This is a genomic window from Nocardia sp. NPDC055053 (assembly GCF_053608285.1).
Genome location: NZ_JBSGVD010000002.1, coordinates 104,014 through 124,622, shown reverse-complemented (window position 1 = coordinate 124,622; position 20,609 = coordinate 104,014). Strand labels below are relative to the sequence as shown.

The 20,609-nt window shown below is 69.5% G+C and carries 19 protein-coding genes; 14 read left to right on the top strand and 5 right to left on the bottom strand.

Features of this window, described 5'->3' with window-relative positions; genetic code table 11:
• Window positions 1-41: 41 nt before the first annotated feature.
• From ACWF82_RS02520 to ACWF82_RS02500, 5 genes are all read right to left on the bottom strand, one after another.
• Window positions 42-344 carry a hypothetical protein gene (locus ACWF82_RS02520; RefSeq protein ID WP_452497212.1) on the bottom strand — a complete coding sequence of 101 codons (303 nt, stop codon included), beginning with the start codon at window positions 342-344 and terminating at the stop codon, window positions 42-44.
• 8 nt (window positions 345-352) lie between these two features.
• Complete coding sequence (locus tag ACWF82_RS02515; RefSeq protein ID WP_452497210.1) at window positions 353-1,609, bottom strand: amidohydrolase family protein; 1,257 nt, start codon at window positions 1,607-1,609, stop codon at window positions 353-355.
• Window positions 1,610-1,733: 124 nt separating this feature from the next.
• Window positions 1,734-3,161 (bottom strand): FadD3 family acyl-CoA ligase, encoded by a 1,428-nt coding sequence (locus ACWF82_RS02510; RefSeq protein ID WP_452497208.1) that lies wholly within the window; start codon window positions 3,159-3,161, stop codon window positions 1,734-1,736.
• On the bottom strand, window positions 3,158-4,354 hold the full coding sequence (locus ACWF82_RS02505) for an amidohydrolase family protein (RefSeq protein ID WP_452497206.1): 1,197 nt from the start codon (window positions 4,352-4,354) through the stop codon (window positions 3,158-3,160). Before ACWF82_RS02505 ends, ACWF82_RS02510 begins: the two co-directional genes overlap by 4 nt.
• A gap of 39 nt (window positions 4,355-4,393) precedes the next feature.
• Window positions 4,394-5,950 (bottom strand): AMP-binding protein, encoded by a 1,557-nt coding sequence (locus ACWF82_RS02500; RefSeq protein ID WP_452497204.1) that lies wholly within the window; start codon window positions 5,948-5,950, stop codon window positions 4,394-4,396.
• Between the two features lie 284 nt (window positions 5,951-6,234).
• Here ACWF82_RS02500 and ACWF82_RS02495 point away from each other — a divergent pair, with 284 nt between their 5' ends.
• The 14 genes from ACWF82_RS02495 (at window position 6,235) to ACWF82_RS02430 (ending at window position 20,590) form a co-directional block, all read left to right on the top strand.
• Complete coding sequence (locus ACWF82_RS02495; RefSeq protein WP_452497202.1) at window positions 6,235-6,813, top strand: hypothetical protein; 579 nt, start codon at window positions 6,235-6,237, stop codon at window positions 6,811-6,813.
• A gap of 197 nt (window positions 6,814-7,010) precedes the next feature.
• Window positions 7,011-7,874, top strand: a complete 864-nt coding sequence (locus ACWF82_RS02490; RefSeq protein ID WP_452497200.1) for an MlaE family ABC transporter permease — start codon at window positions 7,011-7,013, stop codon at window positions 7,872-7,874.
• Window positions 7,874-8,728: an ABC transporter permease gene (locus ACWF82_RS02485; protein ID WP_452497198.1), complete on the top strand. Its 855-nt coding sequence runs from the start codon at window positions 7,874-7,876 to the stop codon at window positions 8,726-8,728. Before ACWF82_RS02490 ends, ACWF82_RS02485 begins: the two co-directional genes overlap by 1 nt.
• 5 nt (window positions 8,729-8,733) lie before the next feature.
• Window positions 8,734-10,011 carry an MlaD family protein gene (locus tag ACWF82_RS02480; RefSeq protein ID WP_452497196.1) on the top strand — a complete coding sequence of 426 codons (1,278 nt, stop codon included), beginning with the start codon at window positions 8,734-8,736 and terminating at the stop codon, window positions 10,009-10,011.
• Window positions 10,008-11,045, top strand: a complete 1,038-nt coding sequence (locus tag ACWF82_RS02475) for an MlaD family protein (RefSeq protein WP_452497194.1) — start codon at window positions 10,008-10,010, stop codon at window positions 11,043-11,045. Before ACWF82_RS02480 ends, ACWF82_RS02475 begins: the two co-directional genes overlap by 4 nt.
• Window positions 11,046-11,052: 7 nt before the next feature.
• Window positions 11,053-12,102, top strand: coding sequence for an MCE family protein (locus tag ACWF82_RS02470; RefSeq protein ID WP_452497192.1), 1,050 nt, complete (start codon window positions 11,053-11,055; stop codon window positions 12,100-12,102).
• Window positions 12,099-13,202 (top strand): MCE family protein, encoded by a 1,104-nt coding sequence (locus tag ACWF82_RS02465; RefSeq protein ID WP_452497190.1) that lies wholly within the window; start codon window positions 12,099-12,101, stop codon window positions 13,200-13,202. The genes ACWF82_RS02470 and ACWF82_RS02465 overlap by 4 nt, the downstream gene beginning before the upstream one ends.
• On the top strand, window positions 13,199-14,305 hold the full coding sequence (locus ACWF82_RS02460; RefSeq protein WP_452497188.1) for an MlaD family protein: 1,107 nt from the start codon (window positions 13,199-13,201) through the stop codon (window positions 14,303-14,305). Before ACWF82_RS02465 ends, ACWF82_RS02460 begins: the two co-directional genes overlap by 4 nt.
• A gap of 8 nt (window positions 14,306-14,313) precedes the next feature.
• On the top strand, window positions 14,314-15,582 hold the full coding sequence (locus tag ACWF82_RS02455; protein WP_452497186.1) for an MlaD family protein: 1,269 nt from the start codon (window positions 14,314-14,316) through the stop codon (window positions 15,580-15,582).
• Window positions 15,583-15,632: 50 nt separating this feature from the next.
• Window positions 15,633-16,271, top strand: coding sequence for a hypothetical protein (locus ACWF82_RS02450; protein ID WP_452497184.1), 639 nt, complete (start codon window positions 15,633-15,635; stop codon window positions 16,269-16,271).
• Between the two features lie 29 nt (window positions 16,272-16,300).
• Window positions 16,301-17,590 (top strand): cytochrome P450, encoded by a 1,290-nt coding sequence (locus ACWF82_RS02445; protein WP_452497182.1) that lies wholly within the window; start codon window positions 16,301-16,303, stop codon window positions 17,588-17,590.
• Window positions 17,587-18,420, top strand: coding sequence for a mycofactocin-coupled SDR family oxidoreductase (locus ACWF82_RS02440; protein ID WP_452497180.1), 834 nt, complete (start codon window positions 17,587-17,589; stop codon window positions 18,418-18,420). The genes ACWF82_RS02445 and ACWF82_RS02440 overlap by 4 nt, the downstream gene beginning before the upstream one ends.
• 12 nt (window positions 18,421-18,432) lie before the next feature.
• Window positions 18,433-19,431 carry an acyl-CoA dehydrogenase family protein gene (locus ACWF82_RS02435; protein ID WP_452497178.1) on the top strand — a complete coding sequence of 333 codons (999 nt, stop codon included), beginning with the start codon at window positions 18,433-18,435 and terminating at the stop codon, window positions 19,429-19,431.
• Entirely contained in the window at window positions 19,415-20,590 is a 1,176-nt protein-coding gene (locus tag ACWF82_RS02430) for an acyl-CoA dehydrogenase family protein (RefSeq protein WP_452497176.1), read from the top strand. Before ACWF82_RS02435 ends, ACWF82_RS02430 begins: the two co-directional genes overlap by 17 nt.
• The last annotated feature ends 19 nt before the right edge of the window (window positions 20,591-20,609 follow it).

The window sequence follows — 20,609 nt, the reverse complement described above, 5'->3', positions numbered from 1 at the left end:
GAGAGCCCGGTCCCCGGCAGTGGGACCGGGCTCTCGTGGTGTCAGAGGGAGTGCCAGACCGTGAGCCGGGTGCGGGCGGAGTCGGCCGCCGCCGACACGGTCATCCGCCCGTCCGCGGCGCGGGCGCCGAGTTCGGCGAGCACGGTCGAGGGTTCGCCGTCGAGCACGAACACCGACAGATAGCGCGCCTCGTCCGGTCCGCCCCTGGCCAGCCGGTGCCGTTCGCACGACACCACGCCGGGGATGGTGAGCATCTCCGGGATGTGTACGTCGGTGTACCAGCGGTTGTATTCGTCGTCCATCCCGTCGTGCGGGGTGGCGAAGACCATCAGTCGAGCGGTCATGGCGGTCCTCAGCCGTGCAGGCGGGTGTAGGCGGCCGCGTAGTCGGCGCGCGAGCGGGTGGAGACGTCCACATCGGTGGCGGTGGCGCGCAGCGCGCCGACGGTGGCCCGCTCGCGCGGGATGTGCCCGAACGGATTCCAGTTGAAGTGCCTGCAGGCGTTCTCCCAGGTGATCTTGTGGATGTCGTCGTCGTCGGCACCCGCGGCCAGCAGTTCCTCGAGCACGAATTCCGGCGCGTTGGGCCAGATCGAATCCGAGTGCGGGTAGTCGCATTCCCAGGCGATGTTGTCGATGCCGATGTCGTGGCGGAACTTCAGCGCGGTCCGGTCGGTGACGTAGCAGGCGAGCACGTGCTCGCGGAAGACCTCGCTGGGCAGTTTGCCGCCGAAGTCGCGGCGCAGCCAGCGCTGGTTGGTGTAGTGCCGGTCCGAGCGGTCGAGGAAGAACGGGATCCAGCCGACGCCACCCTCCGACAGCGCGACCTTCAGTCTCGGGAACCGCCGGAAAGCCGGTCCCCACAGCAGATCCTGGGCCGCGATCAGCGAAATGCTCGGCGCCAGCACCATGAGATTGTCGATCGGCGCGTCCGGGGCAAGGCGCAGCACGCCGAAGCCCTGGCCGATGTGCAGGTTCATGACCGTCTCGTTGTCCTGCAGCGCCTGGAACACCGGCGCCCAGTAGTCGATGTCGTGATAGCTGGGCAGGCCGTCGATGTGCGGCAGTTCGGGCATGGTCACCGAGTGGCAGCCGCGGGCGGCGAGGCGTTCGATCTCGGCGACCGCCGGCTGCGGATCCCACATGGGCAGGATGCCGATCGGGATGAAGCGTCCGGGATAGGCGCCGGCCCAGTCCTCGAGGTGCCAGTCGTTGTAGGCCGAGATCATCGCGACGGTGATCTCGTCCTGGCCGCCGCGGCTCAGATGTCCCGCGCTGAAACCGGTGAAGGTGGGGAAGCACATGGAGGTGAGCACGCCGTTGGCGTCCATATCGCGCACCCGGTCGTGCACGTTGTAGACGGCGGGGCGCATCTCCGCGTACCCGGCCGGGTCGCGGCCCCACTCCTCGGCAGGCCAGGTGACCACGGCATTGAGCCCGGCGACGCCGGTCGGCCGGTCCCGGTAGATCCAGTGGTCGATGCCCTTGTCGTCGGCGACCACCCGGGGTGCGTAATCGGCCCATTTGCGGGGGACGTGGTGGTCGAACATGTCGAGTGGCTCGACCACGTGGTCGTCGATGCTCACGAGTATCAGGTCGTCGGTCTTCACGGGACTCCTCGCTCTGTCAGGTGCTGCGCCGGGATCGCCCGATCGAAAATAAGCGACCCGTCTATCGAGAATGTAATTCTCGCAATGGGAAAATCATACCGCGCGGGGGTCCCGCGGACTGCGGTCATGACAGCTGGTCCTTCATCACCTTCCCGGTCGCGTTGAGCGGCAAGGTATTCAGGAACCGCACCGACCGCGGCACCTTGTAGCCGGCCATCCGGTCCCGGCTCCAGGCAATGATCTCCTCCTCGGTGACCTCGGCCTTGGTCACCACGTACGCCCGGCCCACCTGGCCGAGCCGCTCGTCGGGGACGCCGACCACCGCGGCCTGGGTGACCGCGGGATGTTCCAGCAGGAACCCTTCGATCTCCGCTGGATAGGCGTTGAATCCGCCGACGATGAACATGTCCTTCTTCCGTCCGACGATGCGGAGGTGGCCGTCGATGTCGAGCTCACCGAGATCGCCGGTGTGCAGCCACCCGTCCGGATCCACGGCCGCGGCGGTCGCGTCGGGATCGTCGAGATAGCCCAGCATGACCGAATATCCGCGAACCAGAACCTCGCCGTCCTCGGCGATCCTGACCTCGACCCCGGCGCAGGGTCGCCCCACCGTGGTCGCGATCTGTTCGAAGGTGTCACCGGAACGGGATGCGGTGGCCGTGCCCGCTTCGGTGAGGCCGTAGCCGGTCATGATGGACCGGAACGGCAGTTCCTGGGCGATCCGGCGGATGAGCTCCACCGGGATGTCGGCGGCACCGGTCACCGCCGCGCGCAGCGAGGACAGATCGCGGGTGCCCTTGGCTTCCAGCAGCGCGTGATACAGGGTGGGCGGGCCGGGCAGCATCGTGACCCGTTCGCGTTCCACCAGTTCCAGCACGGTCTCGACATCGAAGACCGGCACCGGCAGGACGGTCGCGCCGCGGATGAGCGAGGCCACCAGTCCCGCCTTGTAGCCGAAGGTGTGGAAGAACGGATTGACGATCAGATACCGGTCGCCCTCGCGCAGGTCGGCCAGATCGCACCACTCCGCGTAGAGCCGCAGCGTCTGCCGGTGGTTCATCGTGACGCCCTTGGGCCGTCCGGTGGTCCCCGAGGTGAAGATGATGTCGGCGACATCGGTTGCCGCGACGGCACAGTCGAACGGCTCGCCCGACTCCAGGAACCCGGACTTCAGGTCGAACACCGGCACCTCGGTGACACCGGTGTAGTCGGTGCCGAGGAAGCCCTGTTCCACCAGGACCGCCCTCGCCCCGCTGCGCCGGATGACGTCGGCCGCCTCACCCGCCTTGAACCGCGTGTTCACCGGGACCAGCACAGCGCCCGCGGTGAGGACGCCGAACGCCGCGATCATCCACTCCACGGAGTTGGGTGCCCACAGCGCGACCCGGTCGCCCTTGCCGATGCCCGCGGCCGCGAGTGCGCCCGCGGCCCGGCGTACCCGGGCCGCGAGTTCGGTGAAGCTCAGGCGCAATTCGCCGTCGACGACCGCTTCGGCGTCCCCGAAGCGGTCGGCCGCGCTCGTCACCAGCTGCGGGAGGGTTTCCCAGCTCATACCTTCAGCAGCCGTGCGAGATTGCCGCCCATGATCTTGGCCTGGTTCGCCTGCGGCATGTCCTTGAGCTCGTGGATGTAGCGCGCCGGCTCGGCCAGGCCCTCCGGATGCGGCCAGTCCGACCCGAACAGCACGTGGTCGACGCCCATGACATCGGAGAGCCGCTGCAGGTCCTCCTCCCAGAACGGGCTGACGTAGAGGCTCTGCTTGATGGCCTCGATCGGATCGCGGAAGCCGAACCCCTCCGGCGCCTTCTTGTAGACGTCGGAGAGCTGCTGCAGCAGCGGCTCGAGCCAGGCCGAACCGTTCTCGATGACCGCGATCTTCAAGTCGGGGAAGCGATTGAGCGCACCGTGACACACCCACGAGGCGACCGCGTCGGTGACCGGCCGCCACTGATTGGTCATCGCGAAGGTGTTGGTCTGGAACGGCAGCATCTCCAGGCTGTTGCCCTCCCACTCGGCGTCGAAGCGGGAGTAGCCGCTGTCGGAGGAGTGCATGGTGACGAGCACGTCGAGTTCGGCGACCCGCTTCCAGAACGGATCGAACTCCGGCATCGCGAACGAGCGCATGCCCTTGTAGCCGGGCACCGGCGCCGGCCGCACCAGGATGGCCTTGGCGCCGTGTTCGACCACGGCCCAGTTGAGTTCGGCGATGGCGCGCTCGACGATCGGCAGGGTGATCACCGGCACGGTGAAGATGCGCCCGGAGTGGACGAAGCTGCCGTCCTGGCCCCAGTCCTCGAGCATCCACCGGTTCAGCGACTCGATCACCGCGTGGATCAGTTCGGGATGGTGGCGCATGCGCTCCTCGACCAGGCTGGCCAGCGTCGGGAACATCAGCGCGCGCTGCAGTTGCAGATCGTCCATGACCTGCAGCCGCGCCTCGGGATTGCGGAAGGCGTCGATCGCCTTCATCGACTTGCCGAAGATCTCGCGGCGGCTCTTGCCCTCGGGATTGCCGTTCTTGAAGTACTCCTCCATGGCGCCCGGCCGCGCGACCACGTCGAAGGTCGGGTTCGGGATGTACTCGCTGATCTGGCCGAGCACCGCGATCTTGGTGCGGCCGTTGATCTCGACGTACTGGATGGCGCCCTCGTACTGCTTGGGCAGGTGCCGGGTGAGCGCTTCCTTGGTCTCGTAGAGATGGTTGTCCGCGTCGAAGAGCTGATAGGGCAGCTCGATCTTCGTCATGTGGATCCTCCTTACCGATTTGTGAGAATCATATTCTCTTCAGGATTGAAGGGCAATGTCCTCGTGCTGCGCGGACAGGTCGCGGCGCACCACGAACTTCTGCACCTTGCCGCTGGCGGTGCGCGGGAAATCGGCGACGACGTGCACCTGTTCGGGCCACTTCTGCTTGGCCATCCCGGCCGCGGCGAAGTGCGCGCGCAACTGGTCGAGGGTGGGCTCGGCGTGCCCGGGCAGCAGCCGCAGGACCGCGGCGGTTCGCTCACCGAGCCGGGGATCGGCCACCGCGACGGCGACCGCCTCGGCGACACCGGGCAGTGCGAGCAGGACCTCTTCGACCTCGAGCGCGCTGATGTTCTCGCCGCCGCGGATGATCATGTCCGACTTGCGGTCGGTGATGGTGAGATAGCCGTCCTCGTCGAGCACGCCGATGTCGCCGGTGTGGTACCAGCCGTCGGCGTCGAACGCGGCGGCGGTGAGGTCGGGTTCGGTGTAGCCCAGGCACAGATCCGGTCCGCGGCTGAGGATCTCGCCGTCGGGGGCAAGGCGGATCTCCACGCCAGGCAGGGCGTCGCCGTCGGTGAACAACCGCTTGCCCGTCGGCGCGGTATGGCGCGAGCCGGTGATCGACGGGTGCTCGGTGCTGCCGTACGAGCGGTAGACGGTGATGCCGGTGTCGTCCAGGCGCCTGGTCAGCGCGGCGGGCACCGCGGCGCCGCCGAGTCCGGCGTAGCGCAGGTACGGCAGGTGCGCGTCGGTCCAGTCCGGGTGGTCGAGCAGGCTGGTGACGTAGTACGGCACCCCGCCGCCGACGGCGAGTCCCTCGCCGGTCATCAGCGCGAGGACCCGCGCCGGATCCCACACGTCGACCAGATTGATCGGCGCCCGGTCCAGCACCGGGATGAGGAAGGCGTTGACCATGCCGATGAAATGCCCGACCGGCGCCGCGGTGATCTGGTCGCCGCGGTCGGCCGGGTAGATCCCGGCCAGCTGCCGTGTCTCGTGCCCGAGCGAGTGATGGCTGTGCACAACACCTTTCGGCGCGCGGGTGGTGCCGGAGGTGAACGCGATCAGCGCGGGTCGCTCCGGTGCCACCGGCAGTACGCCGGTCAGTGGCGCGTCGTCGAGCAGGTCCTCGAAGTCGCGACCGACCACGCCGGTGATCGGCACCGCGCGGTAGACCTCCGGCGCGAACTCCGTGCTGCCGAACCGGTCGGTGGTCACGAACACCTCGGGCCGGACCGTCTCCAGGATGTGGGTCAGTTCCCGCCTGCCGTAGAAGTGCACCACCGGGACGACGGTCGCGCCGAGAAACGCCGAGGCCCAGAAGACGGCCGCGGCCTCCATCCAGTTCGGCAGCTGGAAGGCGACGATGTCGCCCGGCCCGACTCCGCGCCGGTGCAGTCCGGCCGCGAGCCTGCGGGCGAGGTGTTCGACCTCGCCGACGGTGCCCGACCACGGCCGGATCGCCGAGTGCACCCGGAACGGCGTCCCTGGCGCGGCGCCGAGCCCGTCGGCGAGCAGATCGCCGAGGGTTTGATCGGTCCACCAGCCCTGTTCGCGGTAGTGGCGGGCCAAGTCGGGCGGGATCGTGCGCATCGGCGGACTCCTTCATCGGCGGGCCGGGCAGGATGCCGCACGGCGAGCATATGATTCTCTATAAGAGAGAAGCATATTTACGCAAGTGCGAACAAGGGCGCTTCGGCGACCGTGCCATCGCTGGAGATCTCGGCTCAGCGCATCGAGGCCTGGCGTCAATGAGATTTAGATCACACATTGCCGTTCGTCGAGAACCTTCCTCGCGCTCGGGAGAATCAAATTACGGTGTGATCGGCAACGACGTTCCGCGGGTGCGGTGCCACCGCGAAAACGGGGATGAAGATATGGCTGCTGGTCAGGGCGTTCATTCGGTCAATCGGTGGCGCGCGCACGCGCACCGGCACCCGCTGCGGCATCGACTGGCCGTGGTAGGGCCGGATGCCGCCGACATCGTCCGGCACGCGGGCGGCTGGCTGTTCGACCGGGCTGCCGCGGGCTGGGAGGTGACCGCGCTGGTCGCCGACCCCGAGAATGTCGGCCCGCTGCAGATTCTCGGTGCCACCGTGCTGGATCTGCGTCAATCTCTCTCGGCGCCGCGCCACGACCTGTGGCCGACCGCCGTCGCAGTCTCGGTCGACATGTTCCGCACCGAACCTCAGGTCCGCGCCGGCGTGCTCGACTGCCTCGACCTCGGCCTGGCCGAGGTCGCGATCTGGGGTGAGGACCTGCCCGACGAGCTCGAAGCCCGGGTCGGCGCGGCCTGTCATCGGGTGAGCGTCGCCGCCCGTGCCTTCAAGTCCTGTGCCCTGGCCGCGGCCGGATTGTCCGGTGCCACAGTGCCGCCGGTGGAATCCTTCCGCTCCGGAACGCTGCTGCCCCCGTCGTTCCGCGGGGAGATGCGCGACCTCGTCCCGCTGAGGTAGTCCCTCGCCGGCGCCGTGCTGATGGCGTCGGCACAGTCATGTCCGCGTTCGGCGTGCGCTCGCGGCGCGTCGACGTGCGCTGAGGACGGTTATGAGAATTCAATTCTCTCAAATCGGTTGTATGACTCTTGACGTGACCGCGAGACGTAGCTCACTATGGAGAAGTTCATTTCCGGGAGCTACCCGAAAGATCATCTATGACGATCCCCCGCGAAGCTGCGGTCCCCCCGGTGAGGTCAGCGACCCGGGAGATCTCTTCCTGGTGGCGCGGCTATCTGCGGCGGCACCCGGTGGCCGCGCTGGCGACCGTCGGCGGGCAGTTCATCCTCGGTGTGCGCGCCGTGCAGTACCTCGGCACCGACATCGCCACCGGGCGCTTCGCCTTCGGTGAGTTCGTCCGCCAGTCGGCGTTCATGTCCTCGGCGGCGGTGCTGCCGACCATCTTCGTCTCACTCCCGATCGGGGTGACGCTGTCGATCCAGTTCGGTCTGCTCGCCGGCCAGGTCGGCGCGACCTCGCTGGCCGGGGCGGCCAGCGGGCTCGCGGTGATCCGCCAGGGCGCGCCGATGGTCGCCGCGCTGCTGATGGCCTCGGCGGTGGGCTCGGCGATCTGCGCCGACCTGGGTTCCCGCAAGATCCGCGACGAACTCGACGCGATGGAGGTCATGGGCGTCTCGGTCGTGCGGCGGTTGGTGGTGCCTCGGGTCGCGGCGGCGGTGCTCGTCGGTGTCTCGCTCACCGGTGTGGTGTGCTTCGTCGGCTTCCTGGCCGGCTACCTGTTCAACGTCTTCGCCCAGAACGGCGCGCCGGGCAGCTTCGTGGCCACCTTCGCCTCCTTCGCCACTGTCGGCGACCTGTGGCTGACGCTGGTCAAGGCGGTGGTCTACGGAATGATCGTCGCGGTGGTGGCCTGCGAGAAGGGCCTGCACACCGAAGGCGGTCCGGCCGGTGTCGCCAACTCCGTCAATTCGACGGTGGTCTCCTCGATCCTGCTGCTGATGCTGGTGAACGTCGTGTTCACCCAGCTGTTCATGGTCCTGTTCCCGCGGCAGGGCCTGTGATGGCGTCGCCGTATCGCCCGCTGGGCACCCGCGCCGTCGCGCGGCTGTCGCGGCGAGCGGGCATCGCGGTCATGCGGCTCGGGCACATGTTGACCTTCCTGCTGCGCGCGCTGTTCTCCATCCCGGTGATGCTGCGGCACTACCGCACCGAGTTCCTGCGCATCCTGTCCGACATCACCTGGGGCAACGGCTCGATCGTGGTGGGTGGCGGGACCGCCGGGGTGATCATCGTGCTCGGCGCCGCAGGTGGGGCCATCGTCGGGCTGGAGGGCTACAACGCCCTGCACCTGCTCGGGATGGAACCGACCATCGGCCTGATCGCCTCCACCGCATCGACCAGGGAACTGGCGCCGATCATGGCCTCGCTGGCCTTCGCGGCGCAGGCGGGCTGCCGGTTCACCGCCCAGCTGGGCGCGATGGGCATCGCCGAGGAGATCGACGCGATGGAGTCGATGGGCATCCGGTCGGTGCCCTACCTGGTGAGCACCCGGCTGCTGGCGTCGATGGTGGCGATCGTCCCGCTGTATCTGGTCTGCCTGGCCGCCAACTACCTGGCCGTGCGGGTCGTCGTCGGGATGTCGGGTGGGCTGTCCGCGGGTACCTACGAGCACTATTTCCAGCTCGTGCTCAACGTTCCCGACATCGTGTACTCCCTGGGGAAGGCCGTCGTCTTCGTGATCATCACCTCGACCGTGCAGTGCTACTACGGCTATTACGCCGCGGGCGGACCGCAGGGGGTCGGCATCGCCGCCGGCCGCGCGATGCGCGCGGCGATCTCGTTGATGATCATCGTCAATCTGCTGCTCACGGTGGCGATCTGGGGCATCGACGCCAGCGCACGGCTGGGTGGGTGAGCGGCGTGTCGGTGCTCTTCGAGAAGGACGGACGCGGCCCGGCCGGCTGGATGCTGCTGCTGCGCGGATGCGCGGTGCTCGTGGCGAGCACGCTGGTGGTCGGCGTGCTGCTGATGAAGTCGACCGGGCGCTTCGACGAGAAGGTCGAGGTGGTCGCGGTCCTCGAGCAGCTCGGCGACGGCCTGCCCGCACGCTCGGATGTGAAATTCCGCGGGATGCTGGTCGGCATCGTCGACGGGGTGACCCCGGCGAACGGCGGAACGACCAACCGGGTCCGGCTGCTGCTCGACCCGGTTGCGGCCCAGGGCATTCCGCGTAACGTGACGGCACGGGTGGTGCCGAGCAACGTCTTCGCCGTCTCCTCGGTCCAGCTGGTCGACAACGGTCCCGGCCCCGCGCTCACCGCGCACATCGAGATCCGCCAGGACACCGGCCTGTCCACGGTGCAGCTGCAGACCGCGCTGACCAAGCTGCGCGAGATCATCGCCGCCACCGCCCGGATCGGCGGCGCCGGCACGGTGGGCGTGCTGGCCGCCGTGGCCGAGGCCACCGACCGGCGCGGCGACGACCTGGTCGGCGCGGGCGCCCGGCTCGACCGCATCACCAGGGAATTCGACGTGCTGCTCGCCCCCGACGGCGGCCCGCCCACCTTGACCATGCTGGCCGATTCGGTCCGCGGACTGACCGCCGCCGCACCCGAACTGCTCGACGCGCTGCACCACGCCGTGCTGCCGATGCGCACCTTCGCCGAACAGCACGACCAGCTGGCGGGCCTGCTCACCGCGAGCGGGACCACCCTCGGCGCGGTCGGCGCGACCCTGGACCGCCGCACCGACCAGCTCACCGAAATCGTGCACGAGATGGGTCCGGTACTCGACGTGTTCGCGGCGGGCTCACCGTCGTTCACCCAGATCGTGCTGAGCATCCGCAAGCTCTCGGACCTGTGGTTCGCGGAGTTCTGGAACGCCGACAGTCCGCGTGGCCGTGGCAAATTCCAGTTCCGCCTCACCCCGCACACCCCCTACACCCGGGCCGACTGCCCCCGCTACGGGGAGCTGGCAGGCCCGAGTTGCGCGACCGCGCCCACCTCGGTGCCGATCGAGGAGGTACCCCAGGTCATGGACCCGCGGACCTATCCGACCGCGCCCGAGCTCGCCGGTGAACTCCCGCCGGAGCTCGAGGCTTTGCTCGAGCAGGCGCTGGGCGGCACCCACAACGGTGCCGAGGCGCTGCTGGCGCCGCTGCTGGCCGACGGCCCGCTGCCGATGGGGGTCCCGCGATGAGTTACCGCAAGTCGCTCATCGGGGTGAGCCTGTTCGTGACGGTCGCGATGGCGCTGATCTGGGTGACCTATGTGACCCTCGACCGCGGCATCAACGGCGACACGAAGCAATATTCGGCCATGTTCGCCGATGTCAGCGGCCTGCGCGTCGGTGACGACGTGCGGATGGCCGGTGTCAGGGTCGGGCGGGTCGACCGCATCGAATTGTCGGGCGTCCAGGCCCGGGTGCGGTTCCGGGTGGCCGAGGACCAGGTGCTCTACGGCGACACGAAGGCCTCGATCACCTACCAGAACGTCATCGGCCAGCGCTATCTCGGTCTCGCCCTCGCCGAGTTCGGCGATCCGAGGCCGCTGGCGGGCGGCGCGGAGATCCCGCTGGAACACACCGAGCCGTCCTTCGACATCTCCGGTCTGCTCAACGGTTTCGAGCCGTTGTTCGGCGGGCTCGACCCCGCGCAGGTCGACAACGTCACCGGCGCGTTGATCACCGCACTGCAAGGCGATCAGACCTCGCTGGTGCTGCTGATCGAACAGGTGTCGTCGCTGGCGCAGTCGCTGGCCGGGCCCGACCAGGTGCTCGGCGCGGTGATCACCAACCTGAGCCGGGTGGTCGGCGACCTGGCGCGGCGCAGCGGCGAGGTGAGCGGTCTGATCAGCCAGTCGCGCGCGATCATCGGCGGCCTGGCCGAACACCGCGACGAACTGCTCGGCACGCTGGATTCCGCATCACTGGTCACCGGCCGGATGGCCGGGCTGCTCAACGAGATGGAACCGGATCTGAACGCCATGCTCTACCGCGAGCCCGGCTTCACCCGGCATTTCGAGGCGAACAAGGAGAACTTCGCCTACCTCGGCTTCAATCTGCCCGCGCTGATGAAGGGCCTGGCCCGGGTCAGTCAGGAGGGCTCGTATCTGAGCACCTACCTGTGCAATTTCAACATCACCCTGCTGCCCTCGCTCGTGGCGCTGGTACCGACGGTGGTCGGTCTCGCCACGCCGAGCGGGCAACCCGAGTATTCACCGATCTGCAGGTGAGGCGACGATGAAAGAGACTGTCCGGCAATGGTTCCGGCTGGTAAGACGGCCGATCGAGGAGCATCGCAAGGCGGTGGTCGGGCTGTGCGCGGTCGCGGTGCTGGTCGCGGCGACCGCCGGTGCGATCGGTGTGCACGCGCTCGGCGCAGGCACCACCCGCTATGAGGCGGAGTTCGCCCAGGCCGCGGGCATCAGCAGCGGTGACGCGGTGACCGTCGCCGGCGTCTCGGTCGGCACCGTGGGCGGCACCCGGCTGGCCGGTGACCGGGTGGTGGTCGAGCTCGACGTCGATTCCGCGGTGCCGCTGGGCGCGGCGACCGGGGCGGCCGTCAAGCTCACCACCCTGCTCGGCGCCCGCTACGTGGAACTGCGGCCCGCGGGGGAGGGGACGCTGCCGGATCGGCGGATCACCTTGGCGCACACCGAGGTTCCCTACGATCTGCAGACCGCCCTGGACAACGCGACCGTCACCTTCGACCAGATCGACGCCGCCCGGATCGGTGACTCGCTGACCGCGCTGGCCGCCCAGCTCGACGGCGTGCCGTCGGTCCTGCCCGCCATGCTGGCCAACCTGCGCACGCTGGCCGCCGTCGTCGGTGACCGGCGCGGGGAGATGAGCGCGCTGCTGACCAGCACCGCGGACCTCACCACCGTGATCAACCGCCAGCAGGCCGACCTGGCCGCGGTGATGGTCCAGGGCCGCGACCTGCTCACCGAGATCGTGGCCCGTCGCGACGCGGTGGCCGGCTTGATGAACGCCACCCGCGACCTCGCCGATCAGGTGCGCACGCTGGTGGTCGAGGACCGCCCCGCCGTGGACAGCCTGCTGGCCGGACTCGACGGCCTGCTCGGCAGCCTCGCCCGCAACGACGAGCTGCTGCGCAACACCCTCGAGATCCTGCCCATCCCGGTCCGCAACTTCGCCAATGCCTCCGGCACCGGCAACGAGGTCGACTTCACCGCGCCGGCCGGACCGCTCATCGATTCGTGGATGTGCGCGCTGGGCGGGCGCGCGCAGATGGTCAATCTGCCCCCCTACTTCGAGGACTGTCGATGAGAGCCGGACGTGTACTGCTCGGCGCCGCTGTCGTGCTGCTGATCGGCGCGGCGGCCGGATTCGCCGACAGCCCGATCCAGGGCGACCGCCGGACCACGGTGACCGCGCTGTTCGACAACGCCGCCGGCCTCTATGTGGGCAATGCCGTCGCGGTGCTCGGCATGTCGGTGGGCGAGGTCACCGCCGTGGAGCCGCGCGGGTCGCATGTGGAGGTCACCCTGGCGGTGGACCGCGATGTCGAGATCCCCGCCGATGTCCGGGCGGTGACGCTGTCGACGTCGGTGCTCACCGACCGCCACGTCGAACTCACCCCGGTCTACCGGGGCGGACCCACCCTCGCCGACGGCGCGCGCCTCGGCCTGGACCGCACCCGCACCCCGATGGAGTTCGACCGGCTGCTCGGCGCCGCCGACCGGATGGCCGGTGAGCTCGAGGGCGAGCAGCCGGGTGACGGGCCGGTCGCGCGGTTGCTCGGCGCGTCCTCGGCGATCGCCACCGGCAGCGGCCCGCAACTGCGCGACACCCTCGATCAGCTCGCCGCGGCGGTGAAGCTCGGGGAGGACGGCGGCGAGGCCACCCGCGAGACCCTCACCCAGCTGGTCGACCAGCTCGCCGCCCTGGTGGGCGCCGCCGCGGCCAACGAACAGACCATCCACGAATTCGGTACCGCCACCGGGCAACTCGGCGATGTCGTCGCCGATCTCGGGATCGGTACCGGGGGCACCGGCGCCCAGCTCGTCGAGATCCTGCGCCAGACCGACACCCTGCTCGCCGAGAACGCCGGCGTGCTGCGGACGACGGTGGCCGATACCGCCACGGTAACCAAGGCGCTGGCCGACTATCGCGGTCAGCTCGCCGAGTTCATCGATGTGACGCCGCTGCTGCTCAACAACGCCTACCGGGCCGTCGATTTCGAGTACCGCGGGGTACGCGTGCACGCCCTGCTGGACAAGGTCTTCTTCGACGGTCAGCTGGTCAAGGAGGTCTGCAATATCCTCGGGCTGCGCCAATTGGGTTGCGCCACCGGGACATTGCAGGACTTCGGCCCCGACTTCGGGATCACCGACATGCTCGACGCGATGTCGAGGATGCCCCGATGAGGCCGCCGCGTAGCTCCCGTCTCGCGGCGCTCGCGCTCGCGGCCCTGTGCTCGGGCACCGGTTGCGCCGTCGGGCTCGGCGATCTGCCGCTGCCCGCGCCCGGCGGCGGCAGCGAGAACTACACTGTCCGAGCCGATTTCGCGAACGCGCTCAACCTGCCCGCGAAGGCGAAGGTCCGGCTCTCCGGCGCCGAGGTCGGTGAGGTGACCGAGATGGCGGTGCACGACTACACCGCCGTGGTGACCCTGAGCGTCCGTCCGGATGTGCGGCTCCCGCTGGGGACCACCGCCGAACTGCGGACCGCCACCCCGCTCGGCGATGTGTTCGTCGCGCTGACCGCCCCCGCTGACGCCACCGCGGCCACTCCGGCGCTGGCCGACGGCGACCGCATCGCCCGCGAGCACACCTCGGCCGCGGCCACTGTCGAGGAACTGCTCACCACGGCCTCGCTGCTGGTGAACGGCGGCGCCATCCGCAATCTCACGACCATCGTCAACGGGCTCGGCCGCGCCGTCGGCGATCGCGGCGACCGGATGGCCGAGCTGATCGCGCAATCGACCCGGGTGGTCCAGTCGCTCGCGGCCCGCTCCGACGACATCCGCGCCACCCTCGGCGAAGTCGACCGGCTCGCGCTCACCCTGCACGAGCAGACCGGCACCATCGACGATGTCCTCACCTCGGCCGGGCCCGCGCTGACCACGCTGCGCGACAACTCCGCGCAAGCGCTCTCGCTGGTGGGCGAGGTCGACCGGCTCTCGCGGCAGCTCGCGAAGTTCCCCGGCCTCGACGGCACCGCGACCACCGGCATGATCGCCGACATCAACCGCATCGCCGAGCAGCTCAACGCCGCCGCGACGAACCCGAACGCCAGTGTGGCGGCGATGAACTCGATGCTGGGTCCGGTGATCGCGGTCACCACCAGCACCGCGGCCAGCACCGACGCCGACTTCCAGGACCTGGCGCTCGGCGTGCTGCCCGACGTCAACCATCCCGGCGATCCGGAGAGCAGGCTGCCCGACGCGCGGGACTGGACGAACTTCGTCGGCACCCTCACCTACACCCTGCTCCGCCTGCAGGGCCGGATCACCGGAGCTGGTCGATGAGCGCCGGCGTGAGAGAGACGGCGGCCCGCGGCCTGGTCGACGCGGTACGGGCGGTCCGCGCGCGGCGCGCGACGGCCTCGGCCCTGTCGCTGGTGGTGATCCTGGTGCTCGGCATCGGCTATCTGGCCTTCGGCGCGCTCGGCGTGAATCCCGCCGCCGCGACCTATCGGGTCCGGGTCGACCTCGCCGATTCCGGTGGGCTGCTGGCCGGTCGTACCGTCGCGCTGCGCGGGGTACCGATCGGCACCGTGGAGTCGGTCTCGCTCACCGAGCGCGGCCTCGTCGCGGTCGCGGTGATCGACGCCGGGACCGCCGTCCCCGCCGAGGGTGAGGTGCGGGTGGCGAGCCTGTCGCTGGCCGGTGAGCAGTATCTGGACTTCCGGCCGACCCGCGACGACGGACCCTTCCTGACCGACGGCGCCGAGGTGGCGGTGGAACGGACCAGCACACCGACCCCGCTGTGGCAGACCCTCGGACAGCTGGATTCCACTCTGGCCCGAGTGGATCCGGCCCAACTGGCGGCCGTCGTCGACGAGTTCGGGGTCGGCCCGCAGGGCGCGCGGAAGCTGTCCGACCTCATCGACGGCGGCATCTTCCTGATCTCCACCCTGGACTCGGTGCTGCCCCAGACCGTCGGCCTGATCCGCGACAGCAGACAGGTGCTCGGGACCATTCGCGATCTCACCCCCGGACTCGGCGGCTTCGCCGGCGACCTGAACCAGGTGCTGACCGGGGCGAGCGCGAAATCCGGTGGCTATGTGGAACTGCTCGGCGCGGCACCCGGCACGCTGCGCGCGCTGGACGCGGTGATCGCGCAGAACAGCGGCACCGGTGGGCAGCTCCTCGACAACCTCGGGGTGGTCGCCGAGGTCACCGGCGCCCGGGTGCCCGCGCTGCGGGAATTCTTCTTCCCGACCGAACGTGACGGGTCCACCCTGGAGGCCATCGCTGTCGCCTTCCACGACGGTGGCGTCTGGGGCCTGGTGAACCTGTATCCCCGCTACTCCTGCGACTACGACCTGCCCCGCCGGTCACCGTCGCTGCCCGACTTCCCGGAGCCGTACGTGTACACGTACTGCCCGAACACCGACCCGTCGGTGCTGATCCGCGGCGCCGCCAACGCGCCCCGCCCGCCCGGCACCGTCATCCCGGGCGCCCCGCCTGCCGGGGAGAGCCCCACCCGGCAGACGTTCTCGACACCGATCGGGCCGCTGTCGCTGCCGCTCACCTTCGCCGGTCCGCCGCTGCCCGACCCACCCCCGGCACCGGTGCGATGACCGGCCCAGATCACAGCCCCAGCCCGATCCCTACCGCGAGGAACGACACCATGAGTGACACCGACACAGTAGTAATCGACCGGAAGACCGATAAGACCACCGACGACGAGCCGAAAGAGAGTGCCGAGGAAGAGGTTTCGTCGCCGAAGGCAGGCGGCACCGCCCCGGCCGAACGGCCCGCGCGCCTGGCGGGTCTGCTGCGCCGACTGCGGGGCGGCCGCCGCGCGCTGCTGCCCGCGCTCGGACTCGTCGCGGTCGTCGCCCTCGCCGCCGCCGCGATCCTGGGCTGGCAGCTGCGCCAGGAGCGGGCGGTGGACGCCGCCGCCGACGCCGCACTGGCGGCCGCCCGTGCCTACGCGGTGACCCTGACCAGCGTCGACTCCGGCCGTCTCGACAGCGATTTCGCCGCCGTGCTCGACGGCTCGACCGGCGAGTTCCGTGACATGTACACCCGCTCCAGCGGCCAGCTGCGCGAACTGCTGCAGGAGAACAAGGCGACCGGCAAGGGCACGGTGCTCGAGGCCGCGGTGAAGTCGGCGACCGAGACCGAGGTCGAGGTCCTGCTGTTCATCGACCAGACCGTCACCAACGCGGCCTCCGCCGATCCCCGCGTCGATCGCAGCCGGGTCCTGATGACCATGCGGCTCGTCGACGGACGCTGGCTCGCGAGCCGGGTCTATCTGCCCTGATCCAACGATGTTTCCCCAGGAGTATCCGCATGACTGATTTCGACACCGTCGACTACTTCACCGATCCGGCCCTGGTGCCCGATCCCCACCCGTACTTCGACCACCTGCGCGCGAAGTGCCCGGTGACGAAGGAATCGCAGTACGGGGTGTACGCGGTGACCGGCTACGCCGAGTCGGTGGAGGTGCTGCGCGACGCGAACCTGTTCTCCTCGGCCATCTCCGTCGGCGGCCCGTTCCCGCCGCTGCCCTTCGCCATCGAGGGCGACGACATCAGCGAGCTGCTCGAACAGCACCGCTCGCAACTGCCGATGTACGAGCACATGGTCACCATGGACCCGCCGCAGCACACCTACGCGCGGTCGCTGCTCAACCGGCTGCTCACCCCGGCCCGGCTGAAGGAGAACGAGGCGTTCATGTGGCGGCTGGCCGACCGCCAGCTCGACGAGTTCCTCGCGGCGGGCAAGTCGGAGTTCCTGGTCGACTACGCCAAGCCGTTCTCGCTGCTGGTGGTCGCCGACATGCTCGGGGTGCCGGAGGAGGACCACGAGCAGTTCCGGATCGTGCTCGGTGCCGAGCGTCCTGGTGCCAGGGTCGGTGCGCTCGACAACGAGATCGTCGCGTCAAATCCGCTGGAATGGCTCGACGAGAAGTTCGTCGGCTACATCTCCGAGCGCCGCGAGAACCCACGCGACGACGTGCTGACCTCGCTCGCGCTGGCGAAGTACCCCGACGGCTCCACCCCCGAGGTGATCGACGTGGTCCGCTCGGCCACCTTCCTCTTCGGCGCGGGCCAGGAGACGACCGCCAAACTGCTCAGCGCCGCCCTGCGGATCCTCGGCGATCACCCCGAGGTACAGCAGGCACTGCGTGAAGATCGCAGCCTGATCCCCGCGTTCATCGAGGAGACCCTGCGGCTGGACGCACCGGTGAAGTCCGGCTTCCGGCTCGCCAAGCGCGCCACCACCGTCGGTGACGTCGAGATCCCGGTCGGCTCGACGGTGATGGTCTGCCCCGGTGCGGCCAACCGCGATCCGCGCCGCTTCGACAACCCGCACGAATTCCAGCTGGGCCGCACCAACTTCCGCGAGCACATGGCCTTCGGACGCGGTGTGCACTCCTGCCCCGGCGCCCCGCTCGCGCGGGTCGAGGGACGCGTGTCGATCGAGCGGATCCTGGACCGGATGCTCGACATCCGCATCGACGAGGACAAGCACGGCCCCGCCGGTGACCGGACCTACCGCTACGAGCCGACCTTCATCCTGCGCGGCCTGTCCGACCTGCACATCACCTTCACCCCAGAAGAAAGAGGTTCACGATGACCGGACGAGTAGACGGCAAGGTCGCCTTCATCACCGGCGCGGCACGCGGCCAGGGCCGCAGCCACGCGGTGCGGCTGGCGCAGGAGGGCGCCGACATCATCGCCATCGATGTCTGCAAGCAGCTCGACAACGTGCCCTTCCCCATGTCCACCCCCGCGGACCTGGCCGAGACCGCCGAGCTGGTGAAAGCCGAAGGCAGGCGGGTGGTCACCGCCGAGGTCGACGTGCGCGACTACGACGCGCTCAAAGCGGCGGTGGACAGCGGTGTCGAGCAGCTGGGCAAGCTCGACATCATCGTCGCCAACGCGGGCATCGGCAACGAGGGCGGCGCACTGGCCGAGCTCGACGAGACGCTGTGGGACGACATGATCGCCGTCAACCTCGGCGGCGTCTGGAAGAGCGTGAAAGCCGGTGTCCCGCACCTGGTCGCGGCCGGTGGCGGCGCGGTCGTGCTGACCGGCTCGGTGGGCGGGCTCAAGGCCTACCCGAACGTCGGGCACTACGTGGCGGCCAAGCACGGCGTGGTCGGGCTGATGCGCACCTTCGCCGTGGAGCACGGGCACCAGTCCATTCGCGTCAACTCGGTGCACCCCACCCACGTCAGCACCTCCATGCTGCTCAACGAGGGCACCTACAAGCTGTTCCGCCCCGACCTGGAGAGCCCGGGTCCGGATGATCTGAAGCCGATCTGCCAGATGTTCCATACCCTGCCGACGCCGTGGGTGGATCCGGTGGATGTCAGCAACGCGATCCTGTATCTGGTCTCCGACGAGGCGCGGTTCATCACCGGTGTCTCGCTGCCGGTCGATGCCGGCAGCATGCTGAAGTAGCGGAGCCGAGCGATGCTGTTCGAGTTCGACTCCGAGCAGCGGCTGCTGCGCGAGATCGTGCGTGAGGTCGCCGCCAAGCACTGCCCGCCGTCCCTGATCAGGGACATCGCGGACAAGGGTGCCGACCACGCCGCGCTGTGGCGGACCTATGTCGGTCTCGGCTGGACCGAACTCGGCGAGCCCGGCGCCGCGGTCGAGCTGGGCATCGTCTGCGAGGAACTGGGCCGCGCCACCGACCCGACACCGTTTCTCGCGACGATGACCCAGTTCGCGCCGTTGGCACCGGCCGCGGCCTGCCTCGACCGGCCGGGGGCCGCGGTGTACGGCGGGATCACCGCCGCCCGCGACGGTGCGGGCTGGCGGTTGTCCGGCACGGCCCACCAGGTGCTCGACGGTGACCGGGCCGAGCAGCTCGCGGTGGTCACCGGCGCCGGGGTGTTCGTTGTCGGCGCCGAGTCGGTGATCACCCGCCGCACACCGGTTTTCGACCCGGTGCTGCATCTGGCCGAGGTCACCTTCGACGGTGTCGCGGTGGGCGGTGCCGACCGGGTCGAGGTCGAGGTGGCGCGGGCCCGTCAGGTCGCGCTCACCGGGGTGGCACTGGCCACCGTCGGTGCCTGCCGCCGGATCCTGGAGCTGGCGCTCGACCATGTTCGGGACCGCACTCAGTTCGGGGTGCCGATCGGGTCGTTCCAGGCGGTGCAGCACAAGGCCGCCGACATGCATGTAGCGATCGAACGGGCGCAGGCGCTGGGCTTCTTCGCCGCGCTGTGCCTGGCGGCCGACGATCCCCGGCGGCGGCTGGCGGCGTCGATGGCCAAAGCCGCTGCGGGAGAATGTCAGTCGCTGGTATTCCGGCACGGCCTCCAGCTCTTCGGCGCCATGGGTTTCACCTGGGAAAACGACCTGCAGTTCGCGCTCAAACGCGCGAAGGCGGGCGAACTGCTGCTCGGTGGCGCCGCCGAGCATCGAGCACTCGTGACGGAGGAATACCGTGCAACTCAGCTTTGATTCCGAGGTCGAGGCCTTCCGCGCGGAGTTCGTCGCCTTCCTCACCGAGCATCTGCCCGGCGCGGACGAGGCGGCGCAGCGCTCGGAATCCAGTGCGCACGTACCGGACTGGGCCCGGCGCTGGCAGCGGCTGCTCTTCGACAACGGGTGGCTGCTGCCCGGCAACACCCCGGAGTTCGGCGGCCGCGACGCCTCGGTGCTGCAGCAGTACGTCTTCCACGAGGAGCTGTCCAAGCGGCGGATCTACCACAGTTTCAACCCGCAGGGGGTCGGCATCATCGCCGCCTCGCTGCTGTCGTTCGGCACCGCCGAACAGCAACGGCAGTGGGCGATCCCGATCCTGCGCGCCGAGATCACCGCCGCGCTCGGCATGAGCGAGCCGGGCGCCGGTTCGGATCTGGCGGGACTGCGGACCAAGGCGGTCCGCGACGGTGACCACTACGTGGTGGACGGGCAGAAGGTCTGGACCTCCGGCGCCCACCACGCCGATGTGCTGCTCACCTTCGTGCGCACCGACCCGGATGCCCCCAAGCACAAGGGGATCAGCGTGTTGCTGATCCCGACCGACATCCCGGGTGTCACCCGGCGGCCGTTCCCGTCGGCGTGCGCGCCCGAGGATCTGGACTTCAACGAGGTCTACTTCGACGGTGTCCGGGTGCCGGTGGCCAATCGGGTCGGGCCCGAGAACGAGGGCTGGTCGGTGGCCAATGGGTCGCTCGGGCACGAACGCACCCTGCTGTGGCTGGGATTCGCCGATCGCCTGGAGGATCTGCTCGGCGACTTCCGGCCGCGCACCGAACTCGACCGTGACGCCTACGCACGGCTGGTGATGGACAGCTACGCGTTGCGCCTGCTCGGCTCGGCCGCGCTGGCCAGGGAATCACGCGGCGAACAGGACGTGCCCGCGCTGTCCGTGCTCAAGGTGCTCGGGTCCGAGGCGGTGCAGTCGGCCGCCGAGCGGGCGCTCGACGCTGTCGGTGCGGACGGGCTGGCGCATCCGGCGGTGACCTCGCCGCCGAATCCGCTGAATCTGGAGCACTTCTCCAGCGGCTGGTTCGAGCGCTACCTGCGCAGTTTCTCCGGGACCATCGCCGGCGGGACCTCCGAGATCCAGCGCAACATCATCGCGCAACGCGTCCTCGGCCTGCCGAGGAGCTGAACCGGTCCGGCCGCGGCCC

Coding starts and splice junctions, on each gene's coding strand:
- ACWF82_RS02510 (WP_452497208.1), bottom strand. CDS start 3,161: ATGAGCTGGGAAACCCTCCCGCAGCTGGTGACGAGCGCGGCCGACCGC.
- ACWF82_RS02460 (WP_452497188.1), top strand. CDS start 13,199: ATGAGGCCGCCGCGTAGCTCCCGTCTCGCGGCGCTCGCGCTCGCGGCC.
- ACWF82_RS02520 (WP_452497212.1), bottom strand. CDS start 344: ATGACCGCTCGACTGATGGTCTTCGCCACCCCGCACGACGGGATGGAC.
- ACWF82_RS02465 (WP_452497190.1), top strand. CDS start 12,099: ATGAGAGCCGGACGTGTACTGCTCGGCGCCGCTGTCGTGCTGCTGATC.
- ACWF82_RS02475 (WP_452497194.1), top strand. CDS start 10,008: ATGAGTTACCGCAAGTCGCTCATCGGGGTGAGCCTGTTCGTGACGGTC.
- ACWF82_RS02505 (WP_452497206.1), bottom strand. CDS start 4,354: ATGACGAAGATCGAGCTGCCCTATCAGCTCTTCGACGCGGACAACCAT.
- ACWF82_RS02495 (WP_452497202.1), top strand. CDS start 6,235: ATGGCTGCTGGTCAGGGCGTTCATTCGGTCAATCGGTGGCGCGCGCAC.
- ACWF82_RS02485 (WP_452497198.1), top strand. CDS start 7,874: ATGGCGTCGCCGTATCGCCCGCTGGGCACCCGCGCCGTCGCGCGGCTG.
- ACWF82_RS02490 (WP_452497200.1), top strand. CDS start 7,011: ATGACGATCCCCCGCGAAGCTGCGGTCCCCCCGGTGAGGTCAGCGACC.
- ACWF82_RS02435 (WP_452497178.1), top strand. CDS start 18,433: ATGCTGTTCGAGTTCGACTCCGAGCAGCGGCTGCTGCGCGAGATCGTG.
- ACWF82_RS02470 (WP_452497192.1), top strand. CDS start 11,053: ATGAAAGAGACTGTCCGGCAATGGTTCCGGCTGGTAAGACGGCCGATC.
- ACWF82_RS02450 (WP_452497184.1), top strand. CDS start 15,633: ATGAGTGACACCGACACAGTAGTAATCGACCGGAAGACCGATAAGACC.
- ACWF82_RS02500 (WP_452497204.1), bottom strand. CDS start 5,950: ATGCGCACGATCCCGCCCGACTTGGCCCGCCACTACCGCGAACAGGGC.
- ACWF82_RS02440 (WP_452497180.1), top strand. CDS start 17,587: ATGACCGGACGAGTAGACGGCAAGGTCGCCTTCATCACCGGCGCGGCA.
- ACWF82_RS02445 (WP_452497182.1), top strand. CDS start 16,301: ATGACTGATTTCGACACCGTCGACTACTTCACCGATCCGGCCCTGGTG.